Here is a 15,596-nt window from a genome sequence, read left to right on the forward strand (position 1 = left end):
GTTCCTAGGCAGGAACTAAGTATTTTTTTCTAAAATGATGTTGTCCTTAGCGGGACGAACACCAGTCATTTTCACGAAATGGGGAGCATACGTGGATCAAATTATGACAATGATAAGCCATTATGGCTACATTGTACTTTTCTTAGCCTTCTGTTTAGGGCCTTTTGGGATTCCAGTTCCAAATGAGGTGACGATTATCGCCGCTGGAATTATGACGTCTCATGGATTGTTGCACCCCTTTTACACCTTTGCATCCATTCTATTTGGAATGACATCCGCCGTGACGTTGGGGTATTGGATCGGCAGGCTAGCAAGAAACTACGATTTCCTTCGATTGAGCCATTTCGCAGGATATAAGAAAGCTGAACAATTTTATATAAGGCATAGTGGAACAGCTTTGTCTTTAGGCTATTTAATTCCGCTAGTTCGATACTTTGTAAGTATCTTAGCCGGAGTAAACAAAGTTTCTTTTAAACGAATAATCTTCGTCTCCTATCCCAGTGCTATTGTTTGGATCGGCACATTATACGGTATTGGCTTCATTTGTGGCAATCAATTAATCCAAATATTTTAATGAGGTGAACAATGATAAATAATCATTCACTGCTTTTTTTAAAAAAATTCATTCTTAATCCAAAAAGGGTTGGAAGTGTCATTCCCAGCTCACGTTTTTTGGCGAAACGTATGGTTGCAGCGGCAAGGTGGAAGCAAGCTAAAAACATCGTCGAAATCGGTTCAGGTACTGGTGCAATTACACAAGTAATTGCACATCGGGTAACGTCTGAAAGCAAGGTTATCTTATTTGAAAAAGATGAGGACATGGGACAAAGGCTTCAACGGGATTTTCCCCAGTTCATTAGAGAAAGTAATGCATTACATTTAGTTTCCCAACTTAAGAAGCACAATATCCAAGAAGTCGATTATATCTTTAGCGGATTGCCGTTTTACAACTTTTCCCCAGTGATGCGTAACCAACTGGTTCAGCAGTGCAAAGAAGCGCTGAGACCAGGCGGTAAATTTATTGCTTTTCAGTATTCATTGCAGATGAAAAAATTGCTTTCGGAGCATTTTGAGATTGAAAGTATCTCTTTGGTCCCCTTGAACATCCCTCCCGCGTTTGTTTATGTTTGTAGGAAAATCGAAAAATAGTACATTTAGGGAGAGATTCAAATGAGTTTAATTTTAGTCGTAGATGATGATCCGGAAATCAGAGACGTTATTCATGTTTATTTGCGCAATGAAGGATACTCGGTCCTTGAAGCTAAGGATGGAGCGGAAGCACTCGATGTGCTTTCGCAACGGGAATTGGATTTAGTCATTTTGGATGTAATGATGCCACGAATGGACGGTATTAAAGCATGCATGCACATTCGAGAACGATATGCTGTCCCAATCATTATGCTCTCTGCGAAGGAAGGAGATATCGATAAGATCATGGGGTTATCGACAGGTGCGGACGATTATGTTACGAAGCCATTTAACCCCATCGAACTAATTGCCCGAGTGAAGGCGCAGCTAAGACGACAAAAAATGTTCGAAAAGAAGGATGTTCTAAACCATCAAATAACCATTGGAGAGCTCGTCATTGATATTGCAAAGCACTTTGTATCGATCCGAGAACACGAGGTTATGCTGACACCGCTTGAGTTTTCAATTCTAAATCTGCTTGCGGCTAATGCAGGACAAGTATTTAGTGCTGAGACTATCTATGAATCCGTATGGAAAGAGCGTATCGGCTATTCAGATAATACGGTCATGGTTCATATACGAAATCTGAGGGAGAAACTTGAACTCAATCCCAGAAAGCCAGAGTACATCAAGACGGTATGGGGTGTTGGTTATAAATTGGATAAATAAACGTCTCAAAATTAGACATAGCGTAAGATATTCCTTTCTATGTGCTACGCTCCTGACCATAGTGATCTCCTACTGTCTTAGCTTGTATATTGTCGGGTTCGTTGCGCAGTTGGTCGATCCGATCTCATCAAAGGGAAAGCCAGCGAATATTGTGATTCTGATCGTTGTATCGCTCGCTATTTTCATAGTGATCTTCCTCCTTTCATTCTACATGCTAACTAAGCGAATTATTAAATACTTTTCGGTTCTTTCGGAAGGGTTAGGGTTTATATCACATGGTAATTTTGAGTATAGGGTTCCCGTTCGCCGCGAGGACGAATTGGGCATACTAGCCAAAAACATGAACAGAATGGCTGAACAGCTCGCATCCCAAAAAATGAAAGAAAAGGAGGCTGAAGATTCTAAAATGAATCTCATTACAGGCGTTTCTCATGATCTTCGAACTCCGCTAACGAGTATGATTGGCTATTTGGATTTACTTCGTAATAGATCCTTCTTAGACGAGAACGAATATGATCGGTTCGTAAACAATGCTTATAGCAAAGCCCAGCAATTGAAAAAGCTTATTGATGATCTATTCATTTATACCCGATTGTCTTCTGGGGAGATGATTTTGACGAAGCAACATGCGGATATGCACGAGCTTTTGGAGCAAGTGCTATTTGAGTTTGTGCCAATTGCCGAAGAGCAGCATGTAGTGGTTAGGCCACAGATAATTATTCAAAAGGCAGCCGTCAATATTGACCCTGAACAAGTCGCTAGGATCTTAGACAATCTCCTGATGAACGCTCTTAAATATTCAACGACTCCTAAAGTCATTGATATCCGCTTAACCTCAGATGAGGCATCCGTTTACTTAACCGTAGCAAATGAGGGAGAACATATTACGAAAGAACAGGAGGCCAAACTCTTCGAGCGCTTTTATAAGGCGGAAAATATGGAGCATAACACACATCTTCAATTAGGTGCTGGCTTAGGCCTTGCGATTGCAAGACAACTTGCAGAACACCAAGACGGTCGCCTTACACTTGCATATGATAATGGTCATTATGCATTCACGTTAGAACTTCCCCTGCTTACTATAAGAAAAAATTGAATTATTCAGCACAACATGAAGCTCAACAGATAGCCCCGAACCGTAATATAATTGTAAATAGACGAAAAGATGGATAGAGATTCAGATGCATTCTGAAATCTCTATCCATTCTTATTTCGCCAATATAATGTCTAATATTGATTGCTTATCATTATTTATACTTAAACGATGTCGTAGCCCTGCTCTTCAATAGCCTCTTTAATGGCATCCAGAGATAGCTTCGCCTCATCGAATTGGACGGCCACTGTGCCGCCAGCCAAATCAACCTTACCGCTAGCACCTGCTGTGCTTAAAGCCTTCTCTATTGAATTAACGCAGTGACCACAGCTCATTCCTTGAACCTTCAATGTTACGTTCGCCATTTGTAACGCCTCCTAATTAGTTATGAGTTATTTCATTAATTTATTGACTGTAACAAGCAGCTCGTCGATAACTTCGCTCTCTCCAGCCTGTATACGATCAATGACACAGCTCTTCAAATGACCTTCAAGCAGCAGCTTCCCGACGCCATTGAGCGCCGATTGAACAGCTGCTATTTGATTCAGCACATCATCACAATAGGTGTCCTTCTCAATCATTGCCTTCACTCCGCGAATCTGGCCCTCAATACGGTTCAAGCGCGAGACGAGATTCGACTTCATTTTGTCTGAATGATGGCTTTTCCTTATGCCCGAATTCTCTCCCGTCTCTGTATCGCCAGATGCGGAATGACAATGCTGCTGTCCTTGTTCCTCCATACTAAATACCTCCCGGGGGTATGCTTGCTACAACTCTATCCTAACATACCCCCATAGGGTATGTAAAGTGATATTTATACCACTATATTTTGACCGTTCGCCTAACATTCATGTAAGATAATAGCGATATCGCCAATTCCAAAGATTAGCATTAACCTTTGCGCTCAATTAGGACAAATGACGAACATGGAGAGGACGAGAATAACGATGACACAGCTAATTAATTACGCACACAGAGGAGCTTCCGGCTACTGTCCCGAGAATACCATGGCCGCCTTCACAAAAAGTCTTGCGCTTGGAGCGACCGGTATAGAAACGGATGTACAAATGACCAAGGACGGTGAGCTTGTACTCATTCATGATGAGAAGCTAACCCGCACAACCGGAAGGAATGAGTTAGTCGCCAACGTCACCTACAGTGAGCTTACGCAATTGGATGCAGGAAGCTGGTACGCCCCTGAATTTCATGAAGAACGCATACCTACTCTGAGCGCACTGCTTGCTCTTGTTAGACAGACCGACACTATTCTCAATCTGGAATTGAAGAATGGCATTGTGCTTTATCCGGATATTGAGCAAAAAGTCATTGAAGCAGTACGCTCAGCGGGTATGACGGAACGTGTCATCCTCTCAAGCTTCAATCATTATTCTCTAGCCGCTTGCCACCAATTGGCCCCGGAGATTACGACTGGCATCCTTTATATGGAAGGAATCTATCGTCCTTGGGACTACGCCAAATCATTAGGTGCAACGGCTCTCCATGCTGCCCATTATGCTGTTCTCCCTGAATGGGTAACCGAGGCTAAGGAGCATGGTGTGATTTATAATCCATTCACCGTTAATGAACCCGCCGATATGAGTCGTTTAATAGATGCTGGTGTAGCAGGCATTATTACCGATTTCCCTGACCGCCTAGCTGCCTTGCTATAATCCGATTACGAGAGGAGCTTGTATGCGATGAAAAAAACGTGGCTGCTTGGCTTCGGATTTTTCAGTATCAGCATTACCTGGGCACTGTACAACGCCTTCGTGCCGTTCTTTCTTGATAAATTTATTACGAGCACGATGCTTATCGGCTTCATGATGACGATAGACAACTACTTTGCCCTGTTCCTTCAGCCCTGGATAGGCAGAAAAAGCGACTCTACCACTACTCGCTTCGGCAAGCGCATCCCCTTCCTATTGATAGGAATGCCGCTTGCCGCTATATTCAGTGCCCTGATTCCCTTGCATACTTCTCTGCTCACCCTTGTCCTATTCATGGTGCTTATGAACCTGTCCATGAGCCTTTACCGTTCACCCACCGTCGCACTCATGCCGGACATAACGCCCGAGCCGCAGCGAACGAAAGCCAATGGCATTATTAATTTCTTAGGCGGCATCGGCTCAGTGCTGGCCTTCTTGGTGGGCTCCTATTTATACAAAGCAAGCCCCTCCCTGCCTTTTCTGTCGGCCTCTATTCTCACCGTAATTTGCCTAATTATCGTGATGGCTGCCATTCGAGAAAAGCGGGACAGCTTGCCGATAGATACTCTGACAACAAAAAAGACTTCATTCAAAGAAGAATGGAATCGCCCCACCATCTTCCTGTTAGCCGCCATTTTCTTCTGGTTCGTAGCCTATCAAGGCGTAGAAACCTTCTTTACCCTCTATGGCAAGCACCACCTCGGGCTCTCGGAGAGCGATGCTTCCTTCTCCCTCGCCTTTTTCTCGCTTATGTTTGTATTAGCGGCTATACCAGCAGGCTTCCTCGGCAACCGATTCGGTCAAAAAAGAGTCATCGCCAGCGGTATCATCGGCCTTGCTCTCGTCTTTATCGCAATGACCTTTGCAGACTCCTTGCTATTGGTAAGGGCTTTGCTGCTCGCCGGCGGCATCTGCTGGGCTCTCATTAATATCAACTCCTATCCCTATGTCATTGGACTAGGCAGCCCAACTAGCATCGGGACTCGCACCGGCATGTACTATCTGGTCTCTTCTCTTGCAGCTATCGCTTCTCCACCATTGATGGGCTATCTAATCGACCTGTTCGATTACTCCATCCTGTTCTACAGCGCTTCTGCCAGTATGGCTATTGCTTGGCTGCTGCTTGCGGGAGTCAAGCGACATGGAATGGCGCAGCCACTCAGCGATAAGCAGCATACTCATTCCTCCTAGAATTTGATCAAGCATAAGCGAAAAAGCCTCCAGACCACTGCTGCAGTGGTTCTGGAGGCTTCTTTGCTTGTGTAAAGACATCCTTACATGAATGGAATCAATGAATCTGCTTCTTTGCGAAATTCCCGCCCTGCACATCAGATACATGCTCAATAGCAATGAAGGCACGCGGATCAATTTCTTGTACTATGGATTTGAGCTTAGCTACCTCAAGACGGCTGACAACACAATAGACCATTTGGGTCTCTTCACGTGAATAGCCGCCTCTTGCTGCGATATAAGTCGTGCTCCGACCTAGGCGTGTCATAATAGTCTCGGATATTTCTTCGTAGGCACTGGAGATAATCGTTACCGATTTCGATTCCTCGATACCTTCGACTACGATATCCATTACTTTCGTTGCTATGTAGTACGTAACCATGGAATACATCGCTGAATCCCATTCGAATACGAAGCCGGCCACGATAAAAATAAATACGTTAAAGATCATGATAATTTGACCGACTGGCATATTGAACTTCTTGGAAGCCAATATAGCGACAATCTCTGTCCCGTCAAGTGATCCCCCGAAACGAATAGCTAGACCGACACCTCCGCCGAGAATAATCCCGCCGAACAATACGGCAAGCAATTTTTCATCCGTGAACGCCTCAACATGATGAAGAAACTGCGTAGTAAGAGACATAACGATGATGCCATACAGCGTAGAAATAGCGAACGTCTTGCCGATCTGCTTGAAGCCTAGAAACAAGAAGGGTAAGTTAAGGATGAAGATGATAATACCTAGCGGCAGTCCGATCTGGGAGACCATAATGGATATACCGGTTATTCCTCCATCAATAATCTGATTTGGAACGAGGAATAATTCCAGTGCGACACCCATTAATATGGCGCCTGCTGTAATGAAGAAAATCCTTTTAACGATTTCTAGCAATGATAACTTCTTATGTACTTTTGCCATCCCTACCTCTAACCCCCGCCTTTTTTATTACTTATAAGGTTATCACACAATATGTCGTTTTTCAAAATTTGTATACAATTAAAATTTAGAATGTCACCATTGCTCTCATCATGTTGATTCTAAAACTAGTTCTAGTTTACGGGAATAATGGTATAATAGTTCCAACTGCCTAATAGAAGAATATGGAATTAGTCCGTGAGGGGGAAGCATTGCTTCATGAATAACCTATTAACTCGAATGTTTGTCTTTTTTTCAGGAATCCTGCTGGTTGGGGGCATCGTGCTGGGCCTGACTTTGTACCGTTCCTCCACCCACCTTGTAGAGGAATCGTTGGGCATGCAGGCGAAGGCTATTGCTGAACAAGCTGCCCGCCTCATTAATATTGAAGACTATGGAAAAATAACAGAGGAATCAGACTACTATCAAGCTTTGCGCCAAGAGCTGAATGAGCTTCGCGCTGCTAATGGATTAAAATATTTGTATACGTTAGAGAGAAAAGAGCAAGACGGGGTGTATAAGTACTTCTTTGTCGTGGACGGTGCCCCCGAGGATGTCTCTGAGGAAGACTTCTCTCCTTTTGGAACAGAAGAAGAGAATGCCTACCCTGATATGATTCGGGCCTTCGAGGAAGGAACGGCTCAGAGTGGTGAATTATCCAATGACAGCTATGGAGCTACGCTTACCGCCTATGTGCCTATTCTCGGCAAGGACGGTGCCCAGCTCGGTGTGATCGGTGCTGATCTTGACGCTTCGGATGTCTATGCATTAATGAAGTCTAACCAACGCACAATGCTTGGGACAGGCGCCCTTATTTTATTAATCAGCATGGTGCTTATTTATACGCTCGCCCGTTATTTGACCTCCCCGCTCAAGAAGCTTACTGCACAAGTAGCCAAAGTAGGAGAAGGAGACATGACCGTAACGGTGCTGCTCAACCGCAAGGATGAGATTGGACAGCTTGCTGATGCCTTCAATCGGCTCGTAGCTGATACGAGAAGCGTTATTCACGGCATTCAAGACAGCTCTGCCAAGCTGCTTGCGGCATCGGAGGACGTATCTGAGCATGCGAGAATGACAGCAACAGCAAGCTCCTCTATCTCAACTAATATTCGTGAAGCTAGTGAAGGTACGCAAAATCAAGTTCAACGGTCCGCGGAGATCACAGCAGCAATGGAGGATGTAACCAAGAGCATGCAGCATATCGCCCATTCCTCCTCCATCGTAGCTGAGGTGTCCCAAGAGACAACAGATAATGCCAAGCAAGGCCATGCCTCCATTGATGCAGTTATCCAATCCATGCAGGCGATTCATGCCTCATCGACCAAGATGTCCTCAGCCACCCAAGCGCTGGAGACCCATTCCGGCCAAATCGTGGAGATTATCGCTATGATGGCCGATATTGCAGCCCAAACGAATCTGCTTGCTTTGAATGCAAGCATCGAGGCCGCTCGTGCTGGCGATAATGGCCGCGGCTTTGCGGTTGTCGCAGCCGAAGTAAGGAAGCTGGCTAACCAGTCCCAGCTCTCCTCTCAGCGTGTAGCAGAGCTGATTCAGGCCATTATTCACCAATCCTCTGAGCTCTCGGAGAGTATGGCGGCGAGCTCGCTGGAGGTTCAGGCAGGCATGGACACCGTATATACCGCAGGTGAGTCCTTCTCGGCCATTCGTTCTGGACTTGAGACCGTTAATGACAAGCTTCATGAGGTATCTGCCGCTTCCGAGCAGCTCTCAGCCGGCTCCGAGCAGGTAGCTGCCTCCGTTGAGGATATGGAGCATATCTCAAGGCAATTCGCTAAGCGCTTTGAAGAGGTCGCTCACGCTTCCAAAGAGCAGCTTGTATCCATGGATGAAGTTAGCGCCTCATCCGAGTCCATGCGTGTCCTCTCGAGCCATTTGAAGAAGCTTACTGAACGATTCACTGTCTAGAATTGCGACGAACGAGCTTCCCTTGTCTACTAATAAAGAAGAGCGAGCAAGCCATGCTGTCATGGCTTGCTCGCTCTTCTTCTTTTACTATTAGTTCTCAGTAGCCGGAGTTATAGCGTAATGGAGCTCCAGCTCCAGTTCCTCCGCATAAGCCTTGCTCATCTCTTCCGACCACCCGAATATAGCAGCCATATAGACATGAACACGATCCTTGCATTTGTCGACCCGCGTGCGGTCGAACAACAGATTGCCCGTACGGCGAATCCAGAAATCAGTTGGCTTGCTCGTCATCTCATGACGAATTGAATACATAAGCTCTATAACAATCGGAATCGGCAATTCATAACTGATCGCATCTTCCCTTGCTTCAGGCATCAGCTCCAGTACCGTGTCAATATTCGTACCGAATCGGCGGACGATTCGCTCTGCATCCTTCTTAGGCAGCCCGGCTTCAATAGCATAGGCTATTTTCTCCTGCAAGAAGGCAGGATATCGGCTCGACCCGCCGCAATCACCGCCAGAGATCGGCATCGACTTCGTCATGCTTGGGCCAATTCCGGCACGGCCCTCTGCAGTCAGCTGCTCTGCCGCCTTATTGACAACCGTCTCAGCCATCTTCCGATAGCCGGTCAGCTTGCCCCCTGCAATTGAAATCAGCCCTGACTCCGATTGGAAAATTTCATCCTTCCGCGAAATCTCGGATGGGTCCTTGCCCTCCTGATGGATGAGCGGGCGAAGCCCTGCCCAGCTTGATTCCATGTCTGCTTCCGTCAGCTTTAACGTCGGGAACATGAAATTAGCAGCATTAAGCACATAGTCCAAGTCTTGACGGCTAATTCTCGGATAAGCGATATCCGCCTTATAATTCGTATCGGTTGTCCCAATATAGGTTTTGCCGTCACGCGGAATCGCGAACAGCATACGCCCATCTGGAGCATCGAAGTAAATCGCCTGACCAAGCGGGAAACGCTCCTGATCGAATACGAGATGGACTCCCTTCGTCAAGTGAAGCGTCTTGCCTTTCTTCGAGCCATCCTTCTCGCGCAGTGTATCCACCCATGGGCCGGCTGCATTAATAATCTTAACAGCTCGAACCTCACCTGCATCGCCCGATAACAGATTACGAACATTCGCCCCAACGGCTTTGCCATTCTCATCGTAGATGAAGGACTCTACCTTCACATAAGGGATCGCGAGCGCTCCAAGCTCAACCGCTTTTTTCATGACTTCAATCGTCAGTCTCGCATCATCGGTACGGTACTCGACATAATAGCCTCCGCCCTTCATTCCCTCACGCTTAAGCAGCGGCTCCTTGTCCATCGTCTGGTCCAAGCTGAGCATCTTCCGTCTTTCAGTGCGCTTAACGCCCGCAAGAAAATCATATACCCGAAGTCCGAGCGAAGTGCTGAAACGTCCGAATGTTCCCCCTTGATAGAAGGGCAGCAGCATCCACTCTGGTGTAGTGACATGCGGCCCATTCTCATATACGATAGCTCTTTCCTTGCCCACCTCAGCTACAACGCCGATCTCAAGCTGCTTCAAATAACGGAGGCCGCCATGCACGAGCTTCGTCGATCGGCTGGAGGTGCCCGCCGCGAAATCCTGCATATCTACAAGGGCGGTACGCAAGCCTCTCGTCTGAGCATCGAGCGCAATTCCCGCTCCCGTAATGCCGCCGCCAATAACCAATATATCAAAGGGCTGCTCCTGCATGCGCCCGAATAGCTCGTTGTGGTTCAAAGCATTGAATCGTTCATTTTTCATATACCATTTATTGTTTTGGACCATCGTGATCGCCTCTTCCTGTTGTAGTGTTATTCCCCAATGGAGATCCCAAATAAACAATAAAAGAAAAACCGCAAACACCTCCTACCATGCTATTCGCATAATAAAAGGATATTGCGGTTTCTCCTGATCTCCGACCGAATATGAACTTGTAACGAGATTATAGCATAACGATCAGCGGAATGCCATAGCCGCTCTAACTGCCTTTTGCCAGCCCTCGTACAGCTCCTTGCGGCGCTCCTCATCCATAACAGGCTCAAATGAGTTCTCGCTTGCGCGCAGCTGCGAAATCTGCTCGCGATTGTCCCAGTAACCGACAGCAAGGCCTGCCAAGTACGCAGCACCCAGAGCGGTTGTCTCGCCGACACCCGGCCGTTCAACCGGCACGCCGAGCAGATCGCTTTGAAATTGCATCAGCATTTCATTGCGAATAGCACCGCCATCCACACAAAGCGATTGCAGCTTGATTCCCGCTGATTGCTCCATCGCATCGAGCACATCCTTGGATTGATAAGCAATAGACTCAAGCGTCGCACGCACGAAATGCTCACGCCGTGTTCCCCTTGTCATTCCGAATGCAGCCCCGCGCACATCGCTGTCCCAGTAAGGCGTGCCTAAGCCTACGAAGGCAGGAACCACATAGACTCCATCCGTCGAATCGACCGAAGCAGCAAGCTGCTCACTTTCCTCCGAGGTGACAATCATGCCGAGGCCATCTCTCAGCCACTGAATTGCCGAGCCGGCAACGAATACGCTGCCCTCCAGCGCATAATCAACCTGACCATCAATTCCCCAAGCAATCGTTGTCAGCAAGCCGTTCTCAGATTTGATTGGTTCAGCTCCGGTATTCATGAGCATGAAGCAGCCTGTTCCATACGTGTTTTTCGTTTCTCCCTTATCGAAGCAAGCATGGCCGAATAGTGCAGCCTGCTGATCGCCAGCAGCCCCTGCAATCGGAATTTCTCCACCGAACAAGCTGGCATCCGTCTTCCCGTACACCTCCGACGAGGAGCGGACCTCAGGAAGCATAGCAGCAGGAATATCAAGCCAAGCGAGCAGCTCTTCATCCCAGCGGAGCTCATGAATGTTATAGAGCAGCGTACGAGACGCATTGGAATAATCGGTAACGTGAACCGCGCCGTTCGTCAGCTTCCAGATCAGCCAACTGTCCACGGTGCCCATCAGCAGCTTGCCTTCCTCGGCCCTTTCGCGTGCGCCTTCAACATGATCAAGCAGCCACTTGACCTTTGTACCCGAGAAATACGGATCAATCAGCAAGCCTGTTTTATCACGAATGGCTTGCTCATGGCCTGCTGCTCGGAGACCCTCGCAAATGTCGGATGTCTGTCTCGATTGCCAGACAATGGCATGATAAATAGGCTGGCCTGTTTCTTTATCCCAGACAATTGCGGTCTCCCTTTGGTTCGTAATGCCAATAGCGGCAATCTGATCCGCCTTCAGCTCGGCCTTGGCCAGCACGTCCCTTATCACCTGCTCGGTGCTTTCCCATAATTGTACTGCGTCCTGCTCTACCCAGCCTGGATGCGGAAACAAGCAATCTATTGCGGTCTGGGCAATGGCGAATGGCTGCCCCTCTTTATCAAATAAAATAGCCCTAGTGCTCGTCGTTCCCTGATCGAGAGCTAATACATAAGTCGTTTCGTTCATTGTGTGATGTCCTCCGTTCCCCTGCCCCTATAGTAAGCCTGCTTTAACCATCCACCTGAGAATAGCGCTTCCATAATTCACGTCTGGAGGTCGTTACGGCATCAGCGCCTGCTTTCAGTGCCAGCTCCACGTCCTGCTCCGTACGAATCAGTCCTCCTGCCAAAATCGGCGTACTCGTCCGCTCCAGAACTTCCTTAATCATATGGGGCATCACACCTGGCATCACTTCTATAAAGTCAGGCTTCGTACGCTGCACAAGTGCAATGCTTTTCTCCAGCGCAATGGTATCCAATAAAAACAATCGTTGAATCGCGAGCAGCCCATTCTGCTGCGTCTTCTGAATGACACCCGTTCGCGTCGAAATAATGCCCGCTGGACGAATGTGCTGGCATAGGAACTCAGCTGCATATTCATCATTCTTGAGCCCCTCGATCAGATCCGCATGCACCAGCATCTTCTTGCCGTGACGAGATGCTTCGTCAACAGCGCCCTTGAGTTGTCCAATATGGCTGTCCAGTAATACCAGATAAGTAAAAGAAGAGTCCAACAGCCATTCAAAGTCTTTCCATCCACGCACAGCAGGCATGATGGATTGTCCGAAAAACGACATCAGCTAACGCCCCCAGCTCAAGCACGTATTGTTCATCACTAGTCGTACAGACTTTATTATGTATTTGTCTTGGAGTCAAGCCCACTCCTTGTACATGGGAAGGATTTCCTCTGCTCTGCAATAAGGTGAACAAAGACAAGGAGCAGTGCAAGAACGACTGCCCCTTTTCCCTCTGCTTCTCTAATCAGAACCGTTCGGAGACAAGCTTTGCCTGTGTGAACAAAAGCAAATAATCTCTGCCGCCTGCTTTGGAATCTGTTCCTGACAGATTAAATCCGCCGAACGGATGCGTACCGACAAGCGCTCCTGTACATTTACGATTGAAGTATAAATTACCCGCGAAAAACTCTCTTCGCGCATGCTCCAAATGCGTCCGATTATTAGAGATAACAGCTCCAGTCAAGCCATAATCGCTCAGGTTGGCGAATGCCAGGGCCTCTTGGAAGGAGGCGGCTTTCGTGAAAGCAACGATTGGACCGAATATTTCCTCTTGAGCGATACGAGCAGTCGGCTTCACCTCGGCAAATATCGTCGGCTCAATGAAATAACCGGATTTATCCCCCGTACCGCCGCCCAAGACGAGACGCCCCTCTTGCTTACCAAGCTCGATATAATGCTGAATTCGTGCATACGCCTTCTCATCAATGACTGGTCCAATCTGCGTGGAGGCTTCCGAAGGGGGGCCCATAACCAGCTTCTTCGCCCGCTCGACTACCTTGCCCAATACAACCTCGTATACCGCTTCATGAACAATTGCCCTGGAGCAGGCCGAGCACTTCTGCCCCGAGAAGCCAAAGGCCGATGCCGTTATCGCATCAGCAGCCAGCTCCAGATCTGCTGAGCTGTCGACAATAATGGCATCCTTCCCTCCCAGCTCAGCGATGACTCGCTTGATCCATCGCTGGCCAGGGTTCATTCTGGCAGCACGCTCATTAATCCGTAAGCCGATCTCACGCGAGCCCGTAAAGCAGATGAAGCGAGTTAACGGATGGTCAACCAAATAATCGCCTACCTCGCCCCCTGCTCCAGGCAAGAAGTTGACCACACCTGCTGGCAGCCCGGCCTCTTCCAGCAGGGCAATAAACTTCGCGGCAATGACAGGGGACGAGCTTGCCGGCTTCAGGACAACCGTATTTCCAGCGACAAGCGAGGCTGCCGTCATCCCTGCCATAATTGCAAGCGGGAAATTCCATGGCGGAATGACAATACCGACGCCAAGCGGAATATAATAAAGTTGATTCTCCTCTTCGTTAGCTATCGTGAGCGGCTGCGGCAGGCTTAAGCGCTGCATCTCGCGGGCGTAGAACTCGAGGAAATCAATAGCCTCCGCCGTGTCCGCATCCGCTTCGGCCCTAGTCTTGCCAGACTCCAAGGTCATCCACGCGGACAGCTCATGCCTGCGGCTTCGCAGCAGCGCGGCTGTTTTATATAAGTAGCGAGCACGCTCATTCGGCTTAACGCGGCTCCAAGATTCGAAAGTACGGGCGGCCGATTGGATGGCAGCCTCTGCTTGCCGTTCATTCGCTTGGGAGATGTATCCGATGACTTGCTCCTTGGCAGCAGGATTAATGGAGGCGATCTTGCGATCCGTAATGATCGTTCTGCCGCCAATGACGAGTCCGTATTCCTGACCTAATCGGGCCTCTGCCTCAGCAAGTGCAGCATCATACTGCTTATTCATCCGCTCATCCTCAAAGTTCGTGAACGGTTCGTTACGGAACGCTGCTCTCATACCGTTGCCCCCTATGAACATTGTATCCAGCAAATCTACATATTCCATTTATAGTTCATCGATCCAGCCGATATGACCCAAGCAGCGAAGACTGCTGGAAGGAGTGAGCCCATTATGCGTATTGGTATGCAGCTCTATCAAAAAACCGTACTCTCTATTGCAGGCAACAAGCTTGTACGCAAGCTATCCATGAAGTACGGCAGCAAGCTTGCCCGTAAATTCATTGCCGGTGGGACGCTTACTGATGCTTTAGAGGCTGCACAAGAATTGAATGCACGAGGAATTATGGTCACACTGGATCATTTGGGAGAAGGAATTAAGGCAATAGAGGAGGCATCGGAATACAAAGAAGCTTATTTGCGGCTAATTAAAGGAATCTCTGAGCACAAGCTAAGTGCCAACGTATCCCTGAAGCCTACCCAAATGGGACTTGCGCTTGATCCCGCGGCTTGTCTTGCCAACATTCGCGCAGTCGTTGCATGCGCAAGATTGCATCGGAATTTCGTGCGGATTGATATGGAGAATACGCCTTATACGCAGGCCACAATTGATATCGTTCAACGGCTTCACACCGAAGGGCTCAAAAATGTAGGCACCGTCCTTCAAGCCTATCTGTTCCGAACAGAGGAAGATGTTACAGCGTTAATGGCTAAGGGCATTAATCTTCGTCTTGTCAAAGGAGCTTATCAGGAATCTGATCTAGTCGCCTATCAAGAGGCCGAAGAAATTATTGCAAGGTTCAAGTCGATGATCGAGCAGCATTTGCAGCAAAAGGTATATACCGCTATCGCTTCGCATGACGATACGATTATCGAATGGGTGAAGGACTATGCGATGCGCAACAGTATCCCCAAGCATTCTTTCGAATTCCAAATGCTCTTCGGCCTTCGCATGGGCAAGCAAGAACAATTAGCCAAGGATGGCTATCGGGTTCGCTGCTATGTCCCTTATGGGACGATGTGGTATCCCTACTACACACGCCGTCTTGCGGAGAAGCCTGCCAATCTTATGCTCGTCCTCAAGAACATGACTAACCGTTGATGCTTATAAAAAACGCGCTCACCGCC

The 15,596-nt window shown here is 47.8% G+C and carries 15 protein-coding genes; 8 read left to right on the plus strand and 7 right to left on the minus strand.

Going from position 1 to position 15,596, the window contains the following annotated elements; all coding sequences use genetic code 11:
* Positions 1 to 91: 91 nt before the first annotated feature.
* From AC50YO_RS08115 to AC50YO_RS08130, 4 genes are all read left to right on the plus strand, one after another.
* Positions 92 to 574, plus strand: a complete 483-nt coding sequence (locus AC50YO_RS08115) for a DedA family protein (protein ID WP_494845724.1) — start codon at positions 92 to 94, stop codon at positions 572 to 574.
* 11 nt (positions 575 to 585) lie between these two features.
* A complete protein-coding gene (locus AC50YO_RS08120; RefSeq protein WP_494845728.1) occupies positions 586 to 1,149 on the plus strand; it encodes a class I SAM-dependent methyltransferase in 564 nt (187 codons plus the stop codon).
* Between the two features lie 21 nt (positions 1,150 to 1,170).
* Positions 1,171 to 1,857 (plus strand): response regulator, encoded by a 687-nt coding sequence (locus tag AC50YO_RS08125; RefSeq protein WP_494845732.1) that lies wholly within the window; start codon positions 1,171 to 1,173, stop codon positions 1,855 to 1,857.
* 211 nt (positions 1,858 to 2,068) lie between these two features.
* On the plus strand, positions 2,069 to 2,953 hold the full coding sequence (locus AC50YO_RS08130) for a HAMP domain-containing sensor histidine kinase (protein WP_494845735.1): 885 nt from the start codon (positions 2,069 to 2,071) through the stop codon (positions 2,951 to 2,953).
* A 161-nt stretch (positions 2,954 to 3,114) separates the two neighbouring features.
* Here AC50YO_RS08130 and AC50YO_RS08135 read toward each other — a convergent pair whose 3' ends face one another.
* The gene (locus AC50YO_RS08135; protein WP_494845737.1) at positions 3,115 to 3,315 is read right to left on the minus strand and encodes a copper ion binding protein; all 201 of its coding nucleotides are present in this window, start codon (positions 3,313 to 3,315) and stop codon (positions 3,115 to 3,117) included.
* 27 nt (positions 3,316 to 3,342) lie between these two features.
* Positions 3,343 to 3,690: a metal-sensitive transcriptional regulator gene (locus tag AC50YO_RS08140; RefSeq protein ID WP_494845739.1), complete on the minus strand. Its 348-nt coding sequence runs from the start codon at positions 3,688 to 3,690 to the stop codon at positions 3,343 to 3,345.
* 207 nt (positions 3,691 to 3,897) lie between these two features.
* Between AC50YO_RS08140 and AC50YO_RS08145 the strand changes: the two genes are divergently transcribed.
* Together AC50YO_RS08145 and AC50YO_RS08150 are read left to right on the plus strand one after the other, a co-directional pair.
* Positions 3,898 to 4,620, plus strand: coding sequence for a glycerophosphodiester phosphodiesterase (locus AC50YO_RS08145; protein ID WP_494846420.1), 723 nt, complete (start codon positions 3,898 to 3,900; stop codon positions 4,618 to 4,620).
* A 27-nt stretch (positions 4,621 to 4,647) separates the two neighbouring features.
* Positions 4,648 to 5,847, plus strand: coding sequence for an SLC45 family MFS transporter (locus AC50YO_RS08150; RefSeq protein ID WP_494845741.1), 1,200 nt, complete (start codon positions 4,648 to 4,650; stop codon positions 5,845 to 5,847).
* 97 nt (positions 5,848 to 5,944) lie between these two features.
* Here the strand turns inward: AC50YO_RS08150 and AC50YO_RS08155 are convergent, their stop codons facing one another.
* Positions 5,945 to 6,808, minus strand: a complete 864-nt coding sequence (locus AC50YO_RS08155; protein WP_494845743.1) for a YitT family protein — start codon at positions 6,806 to 6,808, stop codon at positions 5,945 to 5,947.
* Between the two features lie 216 nt (positions 6,809 to 7,024).
* Here AC50YO_RS08155 and AC50YO_RS08160 point away from each other — a divergent pair, with 216 nt between their 5' ends.
* Complete coding sequence (locus tag AC50YO_RS08160; RefSeq protein WP_494845745.1) at positions 7,025 to 8,734, plus strand: methyl-accepting chemotaxis protein; 1,710 nt, start codon at positions 7,025 to 7,027, stop codon at positions 8,732 to 8,734.
* Between the two features lie 90 nt (positions 8,735 to 8,824).
* On the opposite strand, the gene AC50YO_RS08165 is transcribed toward AC50YO_RS08160, so the two are convergent.
* The 4 genes from AC50YO_RS08165 to pruA all read right to left on the minus strand — a co-directional run bounded on the left by AC50YO_RS08165 (position 8,825) and on the right by pruA (position 14,529).
* A complete protein-coding gene (locus tag AC50YO_RS08165) occupies positions 8,825 to 10,498 on the minus strand; it encodes a glycerol-3-phosphate dehydrogenase/oxidase (RefSeq protein ID WP_494846421.1) in 1,674 nt (557 codons plus the stop codon).
* A 195-nt stretch (positions 10,499 to 10,693) separates the two neighbouring features.
* On the minus strand, positions 10,694 to 12,187 hold the full coding sequence (gene glpK / locus AC50YO_RS08170) for a glycerol kinase GlpK (RefSeq protein ID WP_494845747.1): 1,494 nt from the start codon (positions 12,185 to 12,187) through the stop codon (positions 10,694 to 10,696).
* A gap of 43 nt (positions 12,188 to 12,230) precedes the next feature.
* A complete protein-coding gene (locus AC50YO_RS08175) occupies positions 12,231 to 12,797 on the minus strand; it encodes a glycerol-3-phosphate responsive antiterminator (RefSeq protein ID WP_494845749.1) in 567 nt (188 codons plus the stop codon).
* Positions 12,798 to 12,981: 184 nt separating this feature from the next.
* Complete coding sequence (gene pruA / locus AC50YO_RS08180; RefSeq protein ID WP_494845754.1) at positions 12,982 to 14,529, minus strand: L-glutamate gamma-semialdehyde dehydrogenase; 1,548 nt, start codon at positions 14,527 to 14,529, stop codon at positions 12,982 to 12,984.
* Between the two features lie 114 nt (positions 14,530 to 14,643).
* On the opposite strand from pruA, the gene AC50YO_RS08185 reads away from it, so the two are divergent.
* On the plus strand, positions 14,644 to 15,570 hold the full coding sequence (locus AC50YO_RS08185; protein ID WP_494845758.1) for a proline dehydrogenase family protein: 927 nt from the start codon (positions 14,644 to 14,646) through the stop codon (positions 15,568 to 15,570).
* Positions 15,571 to 15,596 lie beyond the last annotated feature (26 nt).

Source organism: Paenibacillus sp. J22P59 (assembly GCF_059383895.1).

Bases quoted from the DNA above. Each gene is read 5' to 3' on its own strand.
- AC50YO_RS08120 (WP_494845728.1), top strand. From the start codon at position 586: ATGATAAATAATCATTCACTGCTTTTTTTAAAAAAATTCATTCTTAAT.
- AC50YO_RS08125 (WP_494845732.1), top strand. From the start codon at position 1,171: ATGAGTTTAATTTTAGTCGTAGATGATGATCCGGAAATCAGAGACGTT.
- AC50YO_RS08130 (WP_494845735.1), top strand. From the start codon at position 2,069: ATGCTAACTAAGCGAATTATTAAATACTTTTCGGTTCTTTCGGAAGGG.
- AC50YO_RS08135 (WP_494845737.1), bottom strand. From the start codon at position 3,315: ATGGCGAACGTAACATTGAAGGTTCAAGGAATGAGCTGTGGTCACTGC.
- AC50YO_RS08140 (WP_494845739.1), bottom strand. From the start codon at position 3,690: ATGGAGGAACAAGGACAGCAGCATTGTCATTCCGCATCTGGCGATACA.
- AC50YO_RS08145 (WP_494846420.1), top strand. From the start codon at position 3,898: ATGACACAGCTAATTAATTACGCACACAGAGGAGCTTCCGGCTACTGT.
- AC50YO_RS08150 (WP_494845741.1), top strand. From the start codon at position 4,648: ATGAAAAAAACGTGGCTGCTTGGCTTCGGATTTTTCAGTATCAGCATT.
- AC50YO_RS08155 (WP_494845743.1), bottom strand. From the start codon at position 6,808: ATGGCAAAAGTACATAAGAAGTTATCATTGCTAGAAATCGTTAAAAGG.
- AC50YO_RS08160 (WP_494845745.1), top strand. From the start codon at position 7,025: ATGAATAACCTATTAACTCGAATGTTTGTCTTTTTTTCAGGAATCCTG.
- AC50YO_RS08165 (WP_494846421.1), bottom strand. From the start codon at position 10,498: ATGAAAAATGAACGATTCAATGCTTTGAACCACAACGAGCTATTCGGG.
- glpK (WP_494845747.1), bottom strand. From the start codon at position 12,187: ATGAACGAAACGACTTATGTATTAGCTCTCGATCAGGGAACGACGAGC.
- AC50YO_RS08175 (WP_494845749.1), bottom strand. From the start codon at position 12,797: ATGTCGTTTTTCGGACAATCCATCATGCCTGCTGTGCGTGGATGGAAA.
- pruA (WP_494845754.1), bottom strand. From the start codon at position 14,529: ATGAGAGCAGCGTTCCGTAACGAACCGTTCACGAACTTTGAGGATGAG.
- AC50YO_RS08185 (WP_494845758.1), top strand. From the start codon at position 14,644: ATGCGTATTGGTATGCAGCTCTATCAAAAAACCGTACTCTCTATTGCA.